Genomic DNA, 14690 nt, shown 5'->3' on the forward strand with positions numbered 1-14690 from the left:
TTCCTGACAGGAGCCTGCCATGACCAGCACCCGCATCAATCCCGAGACGCTCTATCCCAGCGTCCAGTACGGTTTCTCGCACGCCACGCTCGACGAGGCGACCGGCACCCTGCACCTCTCGGGCCAGGTGGCCTGGGACAAGGACTACAACGTGGTCGGCGGATCGGACGTGGGCCTTCAGGCGCGTCAGGCGCTGGCGAACATCAAGGACGTGCTGGCTTCGCAGGGCGTCGGCCCTGAAGCGGTGCTGCGCCTGCGTACCTTCATCGTGAACTACGACGTCTCGATGCTGGCCGCGATCGGGCCGGAATTGGGCGCGTTCTACGGTGATGTGGTGCCCGCCTCGAACACCGTGGTCGGTGTCTCGGCGCTGGCGATGCCCGAGTTCCTGATCGAGATAGAGGCCATCGCTACGGTGAAGTAAGGCGCACTCGTCGTCCCGGAGCAAATCCGGGACGACGATCATCAAGGCACGTTGTCGCGCAGCCGCATCCAGCCCGGCGCCTCGACACAGACCCCCGCGCCGACGGCGAGATTGTCCGCCGCGAGCCACTGGACCGTCTCGTCCTGAGGCTTGCCTTCGGAGACCACGCGGATGCCGATGCGCGCCAGCGTGATGGCGTTGGCATTGGCGTGCAGGAACCGCCCGAGCCAGCCCCAGATACGGATGCCCTCGTGGAAGCGGCGGTCGTTGCCGGGGGCGAAGTCGATTTCGTTCTCGTTCACCCGCACCTGCGCGGCATTGCCCACGTAGATGCCGTGACCGCCCCACAAGTACTCGACCGGCAGGCGCAGCGCCATGCGGTTGGCGATGACGGCGACGCTGGCGAAGTCCCGGTGGTCCCCGGGGCCGTCGCCCTCGCGGGCCAGCGCGACATGGACGCCTTCGAGGAAGGCGGCGATGTCGTTGCGGGCGATGCGGGTTGTCCGGCCTTGACCACCGGCGACGACGATCGCCTGTCCGCCGACCACGCCGAGACCTTTGCGCAGTCGCTCGAACCACGCCGCGACGGCGGGGAACTTGGCGCGCAGGTCGGGATCGGCGACGAAGCGGCGGGTCAGGTCAGCAATAGCGTCCCAGGTGCGCTCCTCGGTTTCGGCCGTGATCTCCTGCGCGAATTCGCGGGCGATGCGAATCCAGGTTTCCTGATCGATCTCGGATTCGAAGGCGACGCGCCATTGCCCGGCAGGAATGGTGATCAGGCCCTTGCCATCTGTGGCAGCGGGTTTCGGGGCCTCGGCCACGGTCATCTCGCCGCCGCGGATGAGGTCGCCGAGCAGTTCGGGCGATAGCTGGATGCCGGTCTGTCGCCCCATGACCTTGCGCACCCGGTCGGCAGGCGCGCGGAAGGCGGACGTGGCGGACGTGTCCGCCAGAGCCTTGTCGGTCAGGCGGCGCATATAGGCCTGCACCGCGTCGGTGCTGGCCGTGTCGGCGGCGGCGGGCGGCTCGGCGGCGATCAGCTTGCGCCATTCGGGCGCCTCGACCATCGAGGCCATGCTCACCGCGTATGGCCCGACGAGGACCGCATTGCCCGGCACCGGCGTGCGCGTTTCGGCCGGGGTGAAGTCGCGGGCAAGGTGCCTTGCCAGCATCCCGTGGCGACGCGGATCGGCGGCGAGTTCCTCCAGCGTGAACCGCTCGGGCAAGTGAGAGACGCGCAGGCGGTTGCCCTCGATAACGGAGTCGATGGCGTCGGTGACCAGCACGCCGTCCTGCCCGAAGCCGCAGGTGAAGGCGCAATCCACGATCCGCACGAAGCTGACCGGAACGGGCTTGCCGTCGCGCTGCGTGCCGGACACGGTCACGCAGGTCCGCTCGTTTCCGCGCGCGGTGCCGCACGTGACGGTCAGGTCCTCGAGCGTCACGGTATCGACCCCGATGGCGGTGATCGCGCCCCGGCGGCGGGGCTTGTGATCAAGTAGATCGGCGGTCGCGGCGACGGTCAGCTCGCGCATCGAGAGGCTGGCGCAGTCGATGAACTCCAGCACGCTCTCCCCTTCGCTGCACAGCACTTGGCTGGCCGCTCCACCGCCGTGGATGACGACGTGGCCGAGGCCGGTCAGGATCACCGGCTCCCTGGTCTCGAACCGGCCCTGCCGGAAGCAGATCGTCACGTCCTCGCCCTTGGGCAGTTCGCTCAGGGTCTTCACCCAGTCGGTGCCGGGCGAGAGCGTGACTTCCACGCAGCCGCCGCCGACGCGATTGGCCAGTTCCTCGATCGCACGCTGGACGGTGACGATCCCGGCGAGGCTGGGCGTGGCCGCCGGGTCGTAGGACACGCGCGCGGCGGTGGAGAGGCTGGCCCCGAAGGTGACGGCAAGGCCCACCCGCTCATCGGTGGAATCGATGAGTTCGGCACGGACCTGCTGGGTCGCGGTAGCGGCGTCGAGTGCCCAGGCGACGGTCGCCTCGCCCTTGTCGTCGGTGAGGGCGATGACGCTGGAGAAGCCGCTCGCGGGCGGGATGACGTTGAGCCCCCCGCTGCCCGACAGCACCGTGAAGCGCACGCGGGCATTCTGGACCGGCATGGTCCCGCGATACACGCCGACGCGCAGCAGGTCGGCGAGGGGACACAGGCGCATCGGCTGGGTCGGATCGGGCAGCGCCTCTTGCCCGTCGCCGCCGAGTAGCGCCAACTGCCGCATCCGGGTGAGCGGCGGGAACAGAGGGCGGCAGTCGCCCACGAAAGTCCACGCGCCGCCGGTGCAGTCGAGCACGGCGAGGCGGGCATAGGCATGTTCGATGCCTTGCGGTGACTGCTGTGCGGGGGCGCCGCCGCTCTCGGGCCAGTCGATCCCGCTGCCGCTGCGGGCAGGGATCACCCACCAGTCGCCTGAGCGATAGGCGCCCCCGGCGAGGAAGGCGACCTCCAGCCCGCTCTCCAACGGTAGGAAACCGTCGTTGGTGCCGGGCACGGTGATGGCAACGGCACCGGGCGAATCCCACGCGCGGACCTTGGGATTGCGACCGAAGGAGCTGATCGCGATCGGCCCGTCGGCAGTCGGCGCGTCGAGCCGGACGCGGTTGCCGGTCAGGCTGACGATGCGCACCAGCGTTCCGGGGCGGCCGGCAAGTTCGGCGTCGTCGTCGGTCAGTTCGATCCACTGGCCGGGGCTCAGGCCGCTTACCGCGTCGCGGCCGGTCTCGGCGAGGGTCAGGGTATCGCCATTGCTTTCCAACCAGCGCGTGGCGAAGGCGGCATTGTCGCGCGACCATTTGAAGGTCGCCCCTCCGCCTGCCGTACCCGGCTTGTGAATCTCGACGCGGTAGAGGTGGTTTTCGAGCCGCTGATAGCCTGCGGTCTCGGGAAAGGCGCAAGGGTTGGCCTCGGTGTCGGCGGGCTTGCCGCGCGCGGCGATCGTGCCGTTCGGGCGCTGGATGAAGGAGGTCCACCCCGGCACCGCCGCGTCGCAGGTCACCGCGCCGTCGCCCGCATCGCCTGCCCGAAGGAAACCGACCTGCTCGACCACCTGCAGCCGCGTCGTGGTATCCACGCCCAGCGATTCCTCGACGAGTTCATCGTCCTCGATCGCGGTGACGTGGCGGTGCCAGACGTCGACGAAGGCGATGTAGCGCCCGTCCGGCGGGCTGGCCGAGCGGCTGCCGTCCGCCGCGACGAAGACCGGCGCTCCGGCAGGCAGGAAGGGCTGCGCGTCGTGAAGGAACTTGCCGGGGTTCATGCAGCGCACGCCGTCGACGTAGAGCGTGCCCGCGCCGACCCCCAGCTTGCCTGCCGCCTCGACGGTGATCGCGAACCCGGCATCGCCCTGCGGCGCGCCGGATGGGCCGATTAGGTCTGCGGCGGTGCGCCTGTCGCGGTGGAGCTGGATCGCGCTGGCCTCGTTACTGTCGGCGTCGAGCGCGACGCGGCCCTGTTGCAGCAGGACGGCCTCGTACTGGCGGGCGGGATCGAACCGCAGCCGGGAAAAATCGCCTTTCATTCGTCCTTCTCCTGCATGATCAGCTGGCCGGCAGCAGTCCGGCTTCGAGGCCGAGGCCCAGGTATTCGTCGAGCGCGATGGCAAGGTTGGCGCGGCGCTGCGGCTCCTCGAGGAAGCGCCAGACCCCCATCGAACCGCCGTTCGCCGCGCCTTGCGTCAGCGCGGGATCGCTGCCCCACGAGAGGCGCGCGAAACCTGCAGCGCCCGGCTCCAGCGTTTCGAAGGCGAGGCCCAGACGCGCGGCGATGGCGGCCTGATCTGCGGCCGCGCCGGCTTCGCGAATGGCGAGGTCGGGCTGGCAGCGGAACTGGCGCGGGCCGGTGGAGCCGGGAGGCACCAGCGAGTAGCGCAGGCATCCCACCTGCCGCCGCGTCGCCGCGAGCGTGCGGGCGAAGATGCAGTCGCTGGCGGTGATCGAACGCACCTGTGTCTGGCCGAGAACGGTCGCTCCCGAGAGCACCGCGCGCGCGCCGGGCATGGTTGCAGGACCGAGCACCACGCTTTCCGTCACGTCCAGCCCCGGCACCGTCGCGGGCGCGGAAAGAGCGGGCAGGACGCTGCGGCGCAGGGTCACGTTCAGCCGGTCGTGGTCCCCGGCGATGGTGAGGCCGTCCGCGCCGAGCACGGTGCTGTTGGACACGACCAGTTCGCCGAGGTTCGCGGACCCGTCCGCCGCCACCCTGAGCGCGCCGCCGACCAGCAGGCCGTCGATCACCAGCGCGCCGGGATCGAGCGCATCGGCCGGAGCGGTCCCGGCGACGGCGATGTCGCCGGTCACGCAGGCGCGCCGGTCGCGGGCGGTGAGGGAGCCGGGACGAAGGTCGCTGCCGCCGCCCTCGCGCGGGGTTTCCGGCCAGTCGGCGCTGGCGAGGAGCAGCAGGCTGCCGCGGGGCAGGGCGATCGTGCGGGGGCCGGTCAGGTCTTCGTCGAAGCGGTCGTTGTCGAGCAGGACGATGGCGCCCACTGTCCCGGCAGGCTGCGCGTTCCACAAGGCCACGGCCTCGGTCAAGCTGGCGAGCATGATTCCCGGAAGCGGAGCGCGGCGACGGCTGACGCCGACCTGCCAGGTGATCTCGCGCCCGCCGAGCAGCGTGGCGATTGCGGTGCTGCGATCGTAGGGGCCGCCGCCGAGGTCGCCCGGCGCCGCGAGGGCGTGCCTGACGTGGACGCCCGCAGGCTCCACGCCCTCGGGAAAGGCGATGCGGCCGCGCACCGGGTCGAAGGCGGCAGTGATGGCCCGGGTCACGGTGCTTCCCGTGGCATCAAGGTAGTCGAGCGTCGCAGGAGGTCGTCGCCATCCGCGCGCGTCGGCCACGTCATGCAGGTCCGCGCTGGCCAGTTCGGCGGAGGGGACCGCGACGAAGGCATCGCTTGTGCTGGCTTGCACCCAGAGTTGGACCGGCGGGCGATCGTCGAACCACAGCGGCGTGGGCGTGCGTCCCGCCGCCATGTCGGCGCGCATGGCTTCCAGTTCGAGATACAGCCTGCGCCGGTCGAGTAGAGTGGGCAGGTCGGCCTCGCCCGCCGGAACGTCGGCAGCAAGCGGGCTTGGCGGGTTCCACAAGGGCAGTTCCCGCCCCGCAGGATCGCAAAGGAAGCGCCCCGGTCCGGCAGGCGCGGCTTCCACGGCGGCAAGCGGGTAGACCTGCTGGCGCCACGCGAAGATGCCGATGTTCGGTACGTTGTAGCGGCCCCGCCCGCGCGCGATGGGCCGCGCGTCCAGCGTGTGCGGCAGCGCGTCGAAGGCGGTGTCGTGGCGCCGCATCCGCTCCGGTTCGCGCACCGTGGCGGTAGCGGGCGCGTCGAGGCGCAAGTGGCGCAGCGCCTGCGTGGTGGCGAGGCGGCGGAACATCTCGGCCGGCACGGCGGGCCAGCCCGTCGTCGCGCGGGTCAGGGTGCCGATGATCCCCAGCGTGCCCTTGCGCCGCCGCAGGCCGACGGTCTGCGCCACCCATGCACGCTTGGAGAAGTTCTCGGTCGGGGTCAGCGCCCGCACGGCGAGGAGGTCGGCGATGTAGGGCACCGCCCATTCGGGGCAGGTCTCGATGAACCAGCTCTCGCTCAGTTCCTCGATGGCGCGGGCGACGCGGTCGGCCTCCCCGCCCATGATGTCGAACAGCGCGGTGACTGCTCCCCCGGCATTGAGGTCGGCCTCGCGCAGATAGGCGGGCAAGGCGGCGTATAGGCGATCTGCATCCATGCGCATCATTGCACCTGCGTCAGCTGGAGGGCGGCGGGATCGATCGTCAGCAGCTCCGCGCCCTGCCACCCGTTGCCGAGGCGCGCGGCGGTGGCCGCGGGAAGGACGGGGGCAACCGAGGCGGACTGGTCCTGCCGGTGGAAGCGGGTGAACCGCGCGGCGGTCACGCCGTCGACCGCGTGCAGCACGGCGGAGACTTCGGCGAGGCTGGCGGGATGGGCGAAGGCGCGCGCCGCGAACCCGAAGACGGCCAGCAGCGCCTCGCGCGCGGCGGCCATGACCACGGCGGCGACCGCGTCGGCGGCAAGTACCAGCCCGGCGTGCAGGACAAATCGGCGCGATCGATAGGGGGCGAGCGCGATCGGCAGGCCGTGGCGTTGCCCGGCATAGTCCCCGCCGCTGCGCACGGCGGCGATCGACTGCTCCAGGTTGTCGAACAGGGCGTCGCCGGGCAGGGGGGCGCCGCCGCGCGTGTCGGCGATTGTCAGGACGACGGCGCGCAGCGTCCGGTCGCGTACAAGGGTGGCGTCGGCCTTGCCGATCCCGGCGAACGTGCGCGCATAGTCCGCCGCGTCGGCGAGGCTGACTATGCGGGCCATCGTGCGCACGGTGCTCGGCGCATTGGCGCGTGCGGTGGCGAGGGTCTCGGGGTCTTCGGCGCCCGATGCAGGGAGCGGGTTGACCACGCCGGAGAGTCCGGCGGGCCGCTGCAGCGGCTGGCTCAGCTGCCCGGCCCTGAGCATCCCGACAAGGCCGGTGCCGATGCGGTAGCGGGCGATCAGGTTGCCCTTGCCGCTCGGCGGGCGCGCGCCGGTCACGCCGTCGCCGAACTGGATGGTGACGGTGCCGTCGTCGGCGGTGCGGGTGGTGAACACCCGGTCGCGCGGGCCCTTGCTGACGAAGTCCGCGACTTCGCGCCAGCGGGCGGGTCCGATGCGCAGTTCCAGCGTGCTCGCGCGGCCGAGCGGCGTGGGGGCCGATACCCAGGTCAGCGGCTTGCCAGGCAGCGCCACGGCCTGGAAGGCGAGCGTCGCATCGCCGTTGCCGATGGCGTCCTCGCGCGTTTCGCCGTGGCTGGCGGCGACGACGTTGGCGTTGATCCGCAGGCTGCGCGGGGTGAGCGGCGGGTCGATCTCGGCGGTGAAGGTCAGGCGGGTGGCGTCCCGTGCCGGGGGGGCGAGTTGCGGCGCGTCGCCGCCCGCCGCGACCGTGCCGATCTGAGCGATGGTGAGGATGCGCGCGGCCGCCGCGCCGCTCGCGGCCTCGGAGCCGGTCAGGGCGACGCGCTGGCCGACCGAAAGCCCGGCGACGCGGCGGCTCAGCGTCACGCTCTTGCCGCTGACGGCTTCGGTCACCGGCGTCATCGCCCAGCCGAGCAATTCGCTGACGCCGTGCACGGTGGTCGAGCGCGGCGAGAAGGCCGTCATCGCAGGGCCGCTCAGCTTCAGGCGGGTGACCTTGCCGGACATGCCGAAATCGCTGACGCTGATCTCGCTGGCTTCGGTGACCTTGTAGGTCTCCATAGTCGTCCCGGCGCGCAGCACGACCCAGCTTCCCGCCACGAAGCGTTCGTAGACCTGGTCGAGATCGACATAGTCGCGGGTGGCGGGGAACGGCGCATCGGCCCAGCTGGAACGCCTGCGCGCATAAAGGCCGGGCGCGAGCTTGCGGGTGGTGTCGAACTCGATGATCTCGCTGATGTCGTCCAGGATGCCGCCGTAGCCGATCGCGCTTACGGCGGTGTCGCCGATGCCGCCCACGATGGCCCGCTTGATCGCCTTAGCCTCCAGCGCGGCTGCGGCGATCGGCAGGAATTCGCCGACGCGCAGGGCGAGGGGCAACGACTCCCACGCGGGCGCATTGTGCCCGAACAGGCTGGCGCGCTGGCGCAGAGCGAAGACGCGGGGCGCCAGCTGCGGAATGGCAGCGGCGGTGCCGAGCGGTGCTTCGAGGACGACTTCGCTGCGTGCCGGGATCTGGTCGGCGGTGTCAGGAGGCACGTCGGTCACGCCCGCGACGCGGCGGGCCTGCCAGCGGGGGCTGGTGGTCGCGGTGTCCCGCTCGGAGCCGACGATTAGCACCATGTCGCCAGTGCGCAGCTGCGTGGGCGGCTGCAGCATGAGCCTGTCGTCCCCCGCCTTCGGTGCGACGTAGCGGACGCTTTCGGCGCGCAGGTCCTGCCAGTCCGGGCGGGCGTCCATGGCGGCGTCGGTCTCGAAGATCTGCGGCTTCTCGTCGGGGCCAGGGATGCTCATGATCCCGGACCCGGCGGGGAGCGAGACGATCTCCGGCGAGCCGGGAATGGTGTCGCAGGTCACCGCCAGCCAGGCCGAGGCGGAGACGCCGGGTGCGGGCGCATAGCCGATCAGCCGCGCCAGTTCGAGCACCGAACGCCGCTCGGTGGCGGGGTGCAGGAAACCTTCGTTGCCGATGCGCTCATTGTAGAAGGCGAGGATGTCGAGCGCAGTGGCCCAGCCGTCGAGCAGGGCGATGGCCGGGTCGGCGGGGTCGCGCGTGGTCAGCCGGGCGAGCGCCGGCGCCTTGTGCAGCCGGTCCAGCATCGCGCCGTTGAAGCCTGCGTGCGTGGCCAGTCGCCACGGGATCATGGCGAGGTTCGCAGCGGGCGTGTCCGGCTGCGTGTCTGCGCCACCGAAGCAGGCGCATTCGGGGTCAGTGGTCATCGTCCGCCCTCCATGTCGAAGCGGATGCGGCCCCGGTCGGGATGGTCGGGGTCGTTGTCGAGCCGCAGCAGTTCCGGGCCAGTCGGTGCGATCACGCCGTCGGCGACCGGGTCTATCGGCGGCGCCCCGGCGCGGCCGAAGCGCGTCAGCATCGCCGATCGCACGCCTTCCACGCCTACGGCAGCGGCGAGGATCGCGCTGGCGTGCACCGGGTCGCCGAAGCTGCGGCGGTCGGGATGGAAGAACCCCGGCGTCCCGTCCGGCGCGGTGGCCGCGCTGAAAGTGCGCTCCAGCCGCTGCCGCACATCGGCGAGGATCGCGTCGGGATCGACGCAGACGTGCATCACGATGTCGAGCGGCACGTGGACCGGGGCGGCGACTTCGAGGTCGAAACCGGCCATGCGCTTCGCTTCCAGATGGGCGAAGAGGTCTGCGGCGAAGTCCGGGTCGTCCGTCGCGGACAAGCCGCCGATGCGGTCGACGATGAGGAACACGGTGTACCAGCTTCCCGTCCAGCGAATGCGCGCCTGTGCGCGCTGGACGCCGAGCAGTTCCTCCAGTGCGGCTGCATAGTCGGCCTCGGTCACCGCGCGGTCCTGCCGGGCGACGCGGGCGGGGGCGAAGCGGCGGATGTGCGCGGCATCCTCCCGGTCGCGGCCGCCCTGTGCCGGGAGCGGGTTGGTGACGGCGACGATACCTTCGTGCGGCGGCAGGGCGACGTGGCGCAGCACGTCGCGCCCGACGTTTCCGGCCGCGCCGCCGCCCAGCCGGTAGGCGACGGAGAGGCGTGTGCCCAAGGCAGGCCGCACGCCCAGCCGGTCGTCGCCGAAGCGCAAGCTCACGGTGCCGCCGTGCTCGACTTCGGCGACGGCGGCGCGAGCGAAGCGGTCGGCGCCGAGCAGGTCAGGCAGGATGTCCCATGCCTGCGCTCCGTCGTTCAACCGGATCGCGGCATGGGTGGGCGCTTGGGCGGGCGGGGCAAGGAAGCCGGAGACCGGCCCCGATGCAGCGAAGTCCGCTGCGAAGACGACGCCTGCATGCGCCAGTTGCGGACGATAGGGCCGGTCCGTGTCCCGGGCGGTGTCGGGCAGGAGCGTGGCCTGCGGCTCCCAATGCCCCGCATCGGCAGGGGCAAGGTTCGCCATGGCGAGGGCGCAGGGACGCACTTCACCGGCAAGGCTCAGGCTGTCGAGAGGCAGCGCGAAGGGCAGGGCGTCCTCCTCGTCCCACGCGACGTCGCAGACCGGGGTGCCGTCCACCGGATCGACGGCGTGGCGCACGGCGGTCAGCCGCACCGCATGGCGCAGGCGCGGGTCGGCGTCAGTGGCCGCGCCGGTATCGGGATCGGCGCTCTGGAGCAGCATCAGCAGGTCGCCGGGGGCAAGGTTCAGCCGGGGCTCGTCCACCAGAGTGACGCCGAGCGCGCCGGGCGGCAGGCAGCAGGCCGCATCGGACCAGGTGTGGATGGGGATCGCGTCGTGGGCGGACCACAAGGTCACGTCGGCCATCGTCTCGAAGATCGCCGCGCCCGAGCGTAGCGCCGCGTCGCGCTGCGCGGCGGTCTTCAGCACCGCCTCGCGCCCGGGCTGCATCCCGGCGACGAGCTGACCGGCGGGCAGCACCCGGCCGTCCATCGCCGATCCCGCCGCGACGCCGAAGTGGACGAGCGTGCGGGCATTGGCGCCTTCGTCCACGCGGTAGTCGACCAGCCGCGCGTGGCGGCGCAGCGATATGCGGCTGCGCGCGGTGCCGAGGTAGGCTTCGGTGCCCGCCGCGTCCTGTGCGTAGCTGAGCCGGTCGGCGTGGTACGCCAGCGTCTCCACCAGCGCGAGGTAGGGATCGGCCGCGCCCCGATCGCGCCAGCCGGGCATCAGCACCGCCAGCCTGTCGAGCATGACGCGGCGGAAGCTGGCGTAGTCCTTCGCGAGATAGTCGATGCGCGGTTCCTCGGCCACGACCGGGGGGCAGCGGTGCACGGGGGCGCAGTCGAATTCGCTGGGGCAACCGGCCTTGAACAGGAAGTCGATGGCGGCAAGGCGCGGGTCGAAGCGCTGCGGTGGTTCCTCCTCCCCGCTCGCACTGACGAGGTGCAGGACGTAAGTGGAGAAATCCCCGGCGGCATTGACGCGCAGGCGTATCCGGTTACCGTCGGTTTCGATCAGTTCCTCCACGCCGATCCCGGTCACGCGGTCGCCGCCGGTCACGCTGAAGTTGGCCGCGACCAGCGGCGGCGAAGCGGGAACGCCATCGGTCTCGCCGGGCAGCGCATGGACGAAGAACACGTCGATCAGGGTCTGATCCGGGGAGGCGATCTCCAGATAGTCGAAGCCGTTGATGGCGTCGGGCTGCGGGTCGCCCAGGGTATCGCGCACCGCCGCCACGCGGCGCGCCTCGCGGCAGAGGTAGCGGGCGGTCATGGCAGCGGCCTTTCGATCGTCGCCAGCTTCGTTTCGCCGCTGGCGCGCAGGACGTAGGCGACGCGGATGCGCAAGGTGGCCTCCTCGATGGTCACTTCCACCTGCCCGACCTCGATCAGATCGCCGAGCCACTGGCCGAGCGCGCCCTGCAGGCCGAGTTCGACGGCCACGGCGATCGAGGGATCGTTGCCGCCGAACAGGATCTGCCGCAGGCCGCTGCCGAAGTCGGGCCGCATCACCCGCTCTCCGGGAGAGGTCAGCAGGAGCTGGCCGATCAGCATCCGCACATAGCCCTCGGCGTCCATGGCGGCGGTGCGACCACCGGAATCGAAGGCGAGGGGGAAGGCGATGTGCGGCGCCTGCGAGGTGGCTGGCTGGGTCATTGCGCGATCACTCTCGTCTGCACGGTGGTGACAGTGGGCGGGCCTTGCGGGATCTGCTCGGCGCTCTTGCACAGGCCCGGCGAGGTGGAGAGGATCAGCGGCTGCCCTCCGGCGGTGACGCGGGTGGCGGGCACCAGCCACTGCACGGTGACGCAGGGCTGGGGCTTGGTGCCCGCGCCTACCGGGACCTGGAACGGGCAGGCGGCGATCGTCGCCATGTCGGCCGTGGTCGCGGCGGGCATCCCGCCCAGCATGACGCGCGGCGATCCGGGGGCGATGCTCATCTGCCCGGAGTGGGGGCACATGCCGAGCGCGCCGATGTGGAGGATCGGGCCGGGCATCAGGTCACCACCAGCGCGCCCTGGTTCACGGTCACGGTTGGCCCCGTGAGCATGATCGTCGCGCCCTTGCCGTTGGTGATGGTGATGCCGACGTCGTTGATCGCGATCATCGCGCCGGTCATGGTTTTGAGCAGGAAGCCCCCGGTCGGCCCGGGGGTGTCGCTGATCATCAGCGTGTTCTGCCCGGCGGTCTGGATCACGAAGTTCGACAGGCCGGGCGTGCCCGCCATCGCCAGCGGCGGGACTTCGCTGGTGCTGTGGTAGTAGCACCCGGTCCAGATCGGGTAATTCAGGTTGCCCTGTTCGAACTCCACCCACACGCCCGCGCCGATCTGCGGCAGCCAGTGCATGCCCATCTGCTTGCCGGTGGCGGGAAAGCACGGTTCCGCCCATGTCGAGGGGGCGAGGCCGGGACCGTCGGGAACCTGCACCATCAGGCGGCCAGTCTGCATCGGGTCGATGTTGTTGATCACCGTGCCTCGGTACTTTCCGTAATAGCGGCGGGTCTCGGTCATGCGGCCACCTCCTGCGTCCATGAGCCGTGCGCATTGCGTGTCAGCTGGAAGTTCTGGCGGAGTTCCCCACGCTTGATCGAGGTCGTCACCGACTTGACGAGGTAGACGCCGTCGTGATGCGGCCCGGCCCCGCGCACCGGCACCAGCCGCCCGGGCACCAGCACCCGGCCGTAGCGCGCGACGTCGAGCGTGCCCGAGGCACCGACCACGCGGCTGGCCTGCGCGGCTTCTCCCAGCCCGCGCATGACCAGTTCGGGGACGTCGAGCCGTGCCTGCGTCTCCCGGTCCGAATTGCGGCCGAGGTCGGCGAGCTTGGAGAAGCGGGCATAAGGTATCCAGCCCGGCCCCATCGGCGGGCTCAGGACCTCTCCGGGAATGGGGATCGGGATGGTGAGGCCGGTGCCGCGCACTTCCTGACTGAGCAGGTAGGGCAGCAACTTCTGAGTGCCGTCGAAGGTGAAGTTCAGCGACTGCACGTTGGATGCCTGATCCATGTTCACCGTCAGCGCGGGCTGCATCGAGAAGCCCTGGCTGTTGAAGTTGCCGCCCGGCGTCAGGCCGCCGAGGTCCGGTCCCCAGTAGGCGGTCGTCACGCCTTCCTCCTCGGTCGGCTCGACCATGAAGACGTAGCCGCAATCGCGGGCGAGACGGTTGACGTGGCCGTAGTCGGTTCCTTGCTGGACGTGCCAGCCGTTCACCGGATTGGGGATCGTCCAGCTCGGCGGGGGAAGGATCGCGGCGATCACACCCAGCGGCGTCCACCGGGCGAGGATGAAGGCGACCTGGCCCATCGGCGGCATGCCCGGCATCGGCAGGCCGGTGACGTCGTACTGGTCCATCAGTTGTGTCACGTCGCCGCCGGTGACGCTGAGGGTGGCCTTGCCGCTCTCGTTCGACTGCGCGACGTCGTAGCGGGCCACGAAACCGTCGAGCAGCACCGTGCGCAAGCCGTCGATGGTGAGCGAGAAGATGAACCGCTTGCCCGGCGTGAACATGCCGCCGGGGAGCATCTCGGTCTCCACCGCGCCGCCTTTGGCGAGGTTCAGCTTCATCTGGAAACCGCCGCGCGGAGACTGGCGGGTCACCTGCAGTTCGGTGATCGCGTCGATCAGCGCGGGCGGCACCGGGTCATGGGTGATGAACCCGGTGCGGATCGAGAGCTGCGCGCCCCTAAGCATCGCCCTGCGCCTGATGCGTGGGGCCGGGCAAGGGCACCATGACCCGCGAGCCGGGCGTCGCGGCGAGCGCGTCGATGTCGGACAGCCCGGCCGCGTCGGCGAGGCGCCAGTCCAGTTCGGCCCGGCCGTAGGCCCGCGCCGCGATGAGGTCGGCGCGGTCGCTTACTCCGATTTCGGCGACCCCGGCGGGGGAGAACGCCTCGGGCGGCGGGATCAGCCGCCGGGTGACGTAGGCCGCGTCACTGCCGTCTGGCAGCGTGACGGTGGCGAGCGGCAGGCCTTGATAGCGGCTGGTCGCGCCGAATGCGGGCTCGGCGCCGGGGGTAAGGCCGGGCAGGACGGGAAGCTGCGACGTGCTCATTGCAGCGCCTCCAGCCCCAGATCGGACAAGGCCCGTCCGCCGAAGCGCCCGGCGAGGCTCTCCTTGCGCCCCTGATAGGCGAGGTAGAGCGAGGCAGGCCAGCTGGTGAAGCCGAGGTCGTTGGCATTGAGCACCCGCAGCGACAGCTTCACTTTCGCGCGGATCGGATTGAGCGCGGTGTCGAAGGCGTCCTCGGTCACGCTCATGTCGGTCAGGCGCACCGGCATCACCCGCGAACGGCCCCAGACGAAGACGGTCAGCGGTTCCGGCGCGGGCAGCACCTCGATCGCACCGCGCGCCGCCTGTGCGTGGGCCGCGCGCATCGCCGCGAGGCCGGGGTAGAGCATCCGTTCGAGGATCGCGAGCTGGGGCCAGAGGCCTAGCGTGGCGGCATCGTCGGTCGGCTCGGCATTCTCAAGCGCATCGGTGGCGTCGAGTTCGGCTTCCAGCGAGATCGTCTCGGTCGGCGGGCCGGTTAGGCGGGTCGCCTCCTCCGCCGGGGCGCCGTCGGACGCGCCGCGCGGCTGCAGGGTGCGGGAGAGGGTGTCGGGGTTGTACTGCAGCGGCACGACCTCGCTCAGCACGCCGGTCTGCGCCTCGACGCGCACGAGACCGGCCTTGAGCAGACGGGGGGTGAGGGGGGAACTGGCCATCGTCGCGCCTTTTGCT

General features: G+C 71.0%; 11 protein-coding genes. 1 reads left to right on the forward strand and 10 read right to left on the reverse strand.

The features are described from left to right. Positions 1–19: 19 nt before the first annotated feature. Positions 20–424: a RidA family protein gene (locus tag BES08_RS23505; protein WP_008831705.1), complete on the forward strand. Its 405-nt coding sequence runs from the start codon at positions 20–22 to the stop codon at positions 422–424. 41 nt (positions 425–465) lie between these two features. Here the strand turns inward: BES08_RS23505 and BES08_RS23510 are convergent, their stop codons facing one another. From BES08_RS23510 to BES08_RS23555, 10 genes are read right to left on the reverse strand one after another with little or no spacing between them, the layout of a single operon-like run. Next, positions 466–3945, reverse strand: a complete 3480-nt coding sequence (locus BES08_RS23510) for a DUF6519 domain-containing protein (RefSeq protein ID WP_069709496.1) — start codon at positions 3943–3945, stop codon at positions 466–468. A gap of 19 nt (positions 3946–3964) precedes the next feature. After that, complete coding sequence (locus tag BES08_RS23515; protein WP_162177423.1) at positions 3965–6145, reverse strand: phage tail protein; 2181 nt, start codon at positions 6143–6145, stop codon at positions 3965–3967. Positions 6146–6150: 5 nt separating this feature from the next. Continuing rightward, positions 6151–8826: a baseplate J/gp47 family protein gene (locus tag BES08_RS23520; RefSeq protein ID WP_069709497.1), complete on the reverse strand. Its 2676-nt coding sequence runs from the start codon at positions 8824–8826 to the stop codon at positions 6151–6153. Then, entirely contained in the window at positions 8823–11243 is a 2421-nt protein-coding gene (locus BES08_RS23525) for a baseplate J/gp47 family protein (RefSeq protein WP_069709498.1), read from the reverse strand. Before BES08_RS23525 ends, BES08_RS23520 begins: the two co-directional genes overlap by 4 nt. Further along, positions 11240–11626: a GPW/gp25 family protein gene (locus BES08_RS23530; protein WP_008831700.1), complete on the reverse strand. Its 387-nt coding sequence runs from the start codon at positions 11624–11626 to the stop codon at positions 11240–11242. Before BES08_RS23530 ends, BES08_RS23525 begins: the two co-directional genes overlap by 4 nt. Then, positions 11623–11967, reverse strand: a complete 345-nt coding sequence (locus BES08_RS23535) for a PAAR domain-containing protein (RefSeq protein WP_008831699.1) — start codon at positions 11965–11967, stop codon at positions 11623–11625. The genes BES08_RS23530 and BES08_RS23535 overlap by 4 nt, the downstream gene beginning before the upstream one ends. Then, entirely contained in the window at positions 11967–12482 is a 516-nt protein-coding gene (locus BES08_RS23540; protein ID WP_008831698.1) for a phage baseplate assembly protein V, read from the reverse strand. The genes BES08_RS23535 and BES08_RS23540 overlap by 1 nt, the downstream gene beginning before the upstream one ends. Continuing rightward, positions 12479–13660 carry a hypothetical protein gene (locus BES08_RS23545; RefSeq protein WP_036529072.1) on the reverse strand — a complete coding sequence of 394 codons (1182 nt, stop codon included), beginning with the start codon at positions 13658–13660 and terminating at the stop codon, positions 12479–12481. Before BES08_RS23545 ends, BES08_RS23540 begins: the two co-directional genes overlap by 4 nt. Continuing rightward, complete coding sequence (locus tag BES08_RS23550) at positions 13653–14021, reverse strand: hypothetical protein (RefSeq protein ID WP_008831696.1); 369 nt, start codon at positions 14019–14021, stop codon at positions 13653–13655. The genes BES08_RS23545 and BES08_RS23550 overlap by 8 nt, the downstream gene beginning before the upstream one ends. Further along, positions 14018–14674, reverse strand: coding sequence for a hypothetical protein (locus BES08_RS23555; protein ID WP_036529070.1), 657 nt, complete (start codon positions 14672–14674; stop codon positions 14018–14020). Before BES08_RS23555 ends, BES08_RS23550 begins: the two co-directional genes overlap by 4 nt. Positions 14675–14690: the final 16 nt, after the last annotated feature.

Source organism: Novosphingobium resinovorum (assembly GCF_001742225.1).
Lineage (GTDB): Bacteria > Pseudomonadota > Alphaproteobacteria > Sphingomonadales > Sphingomonadaceae > Novosphingobium > Novosphingobium resinovorum_A.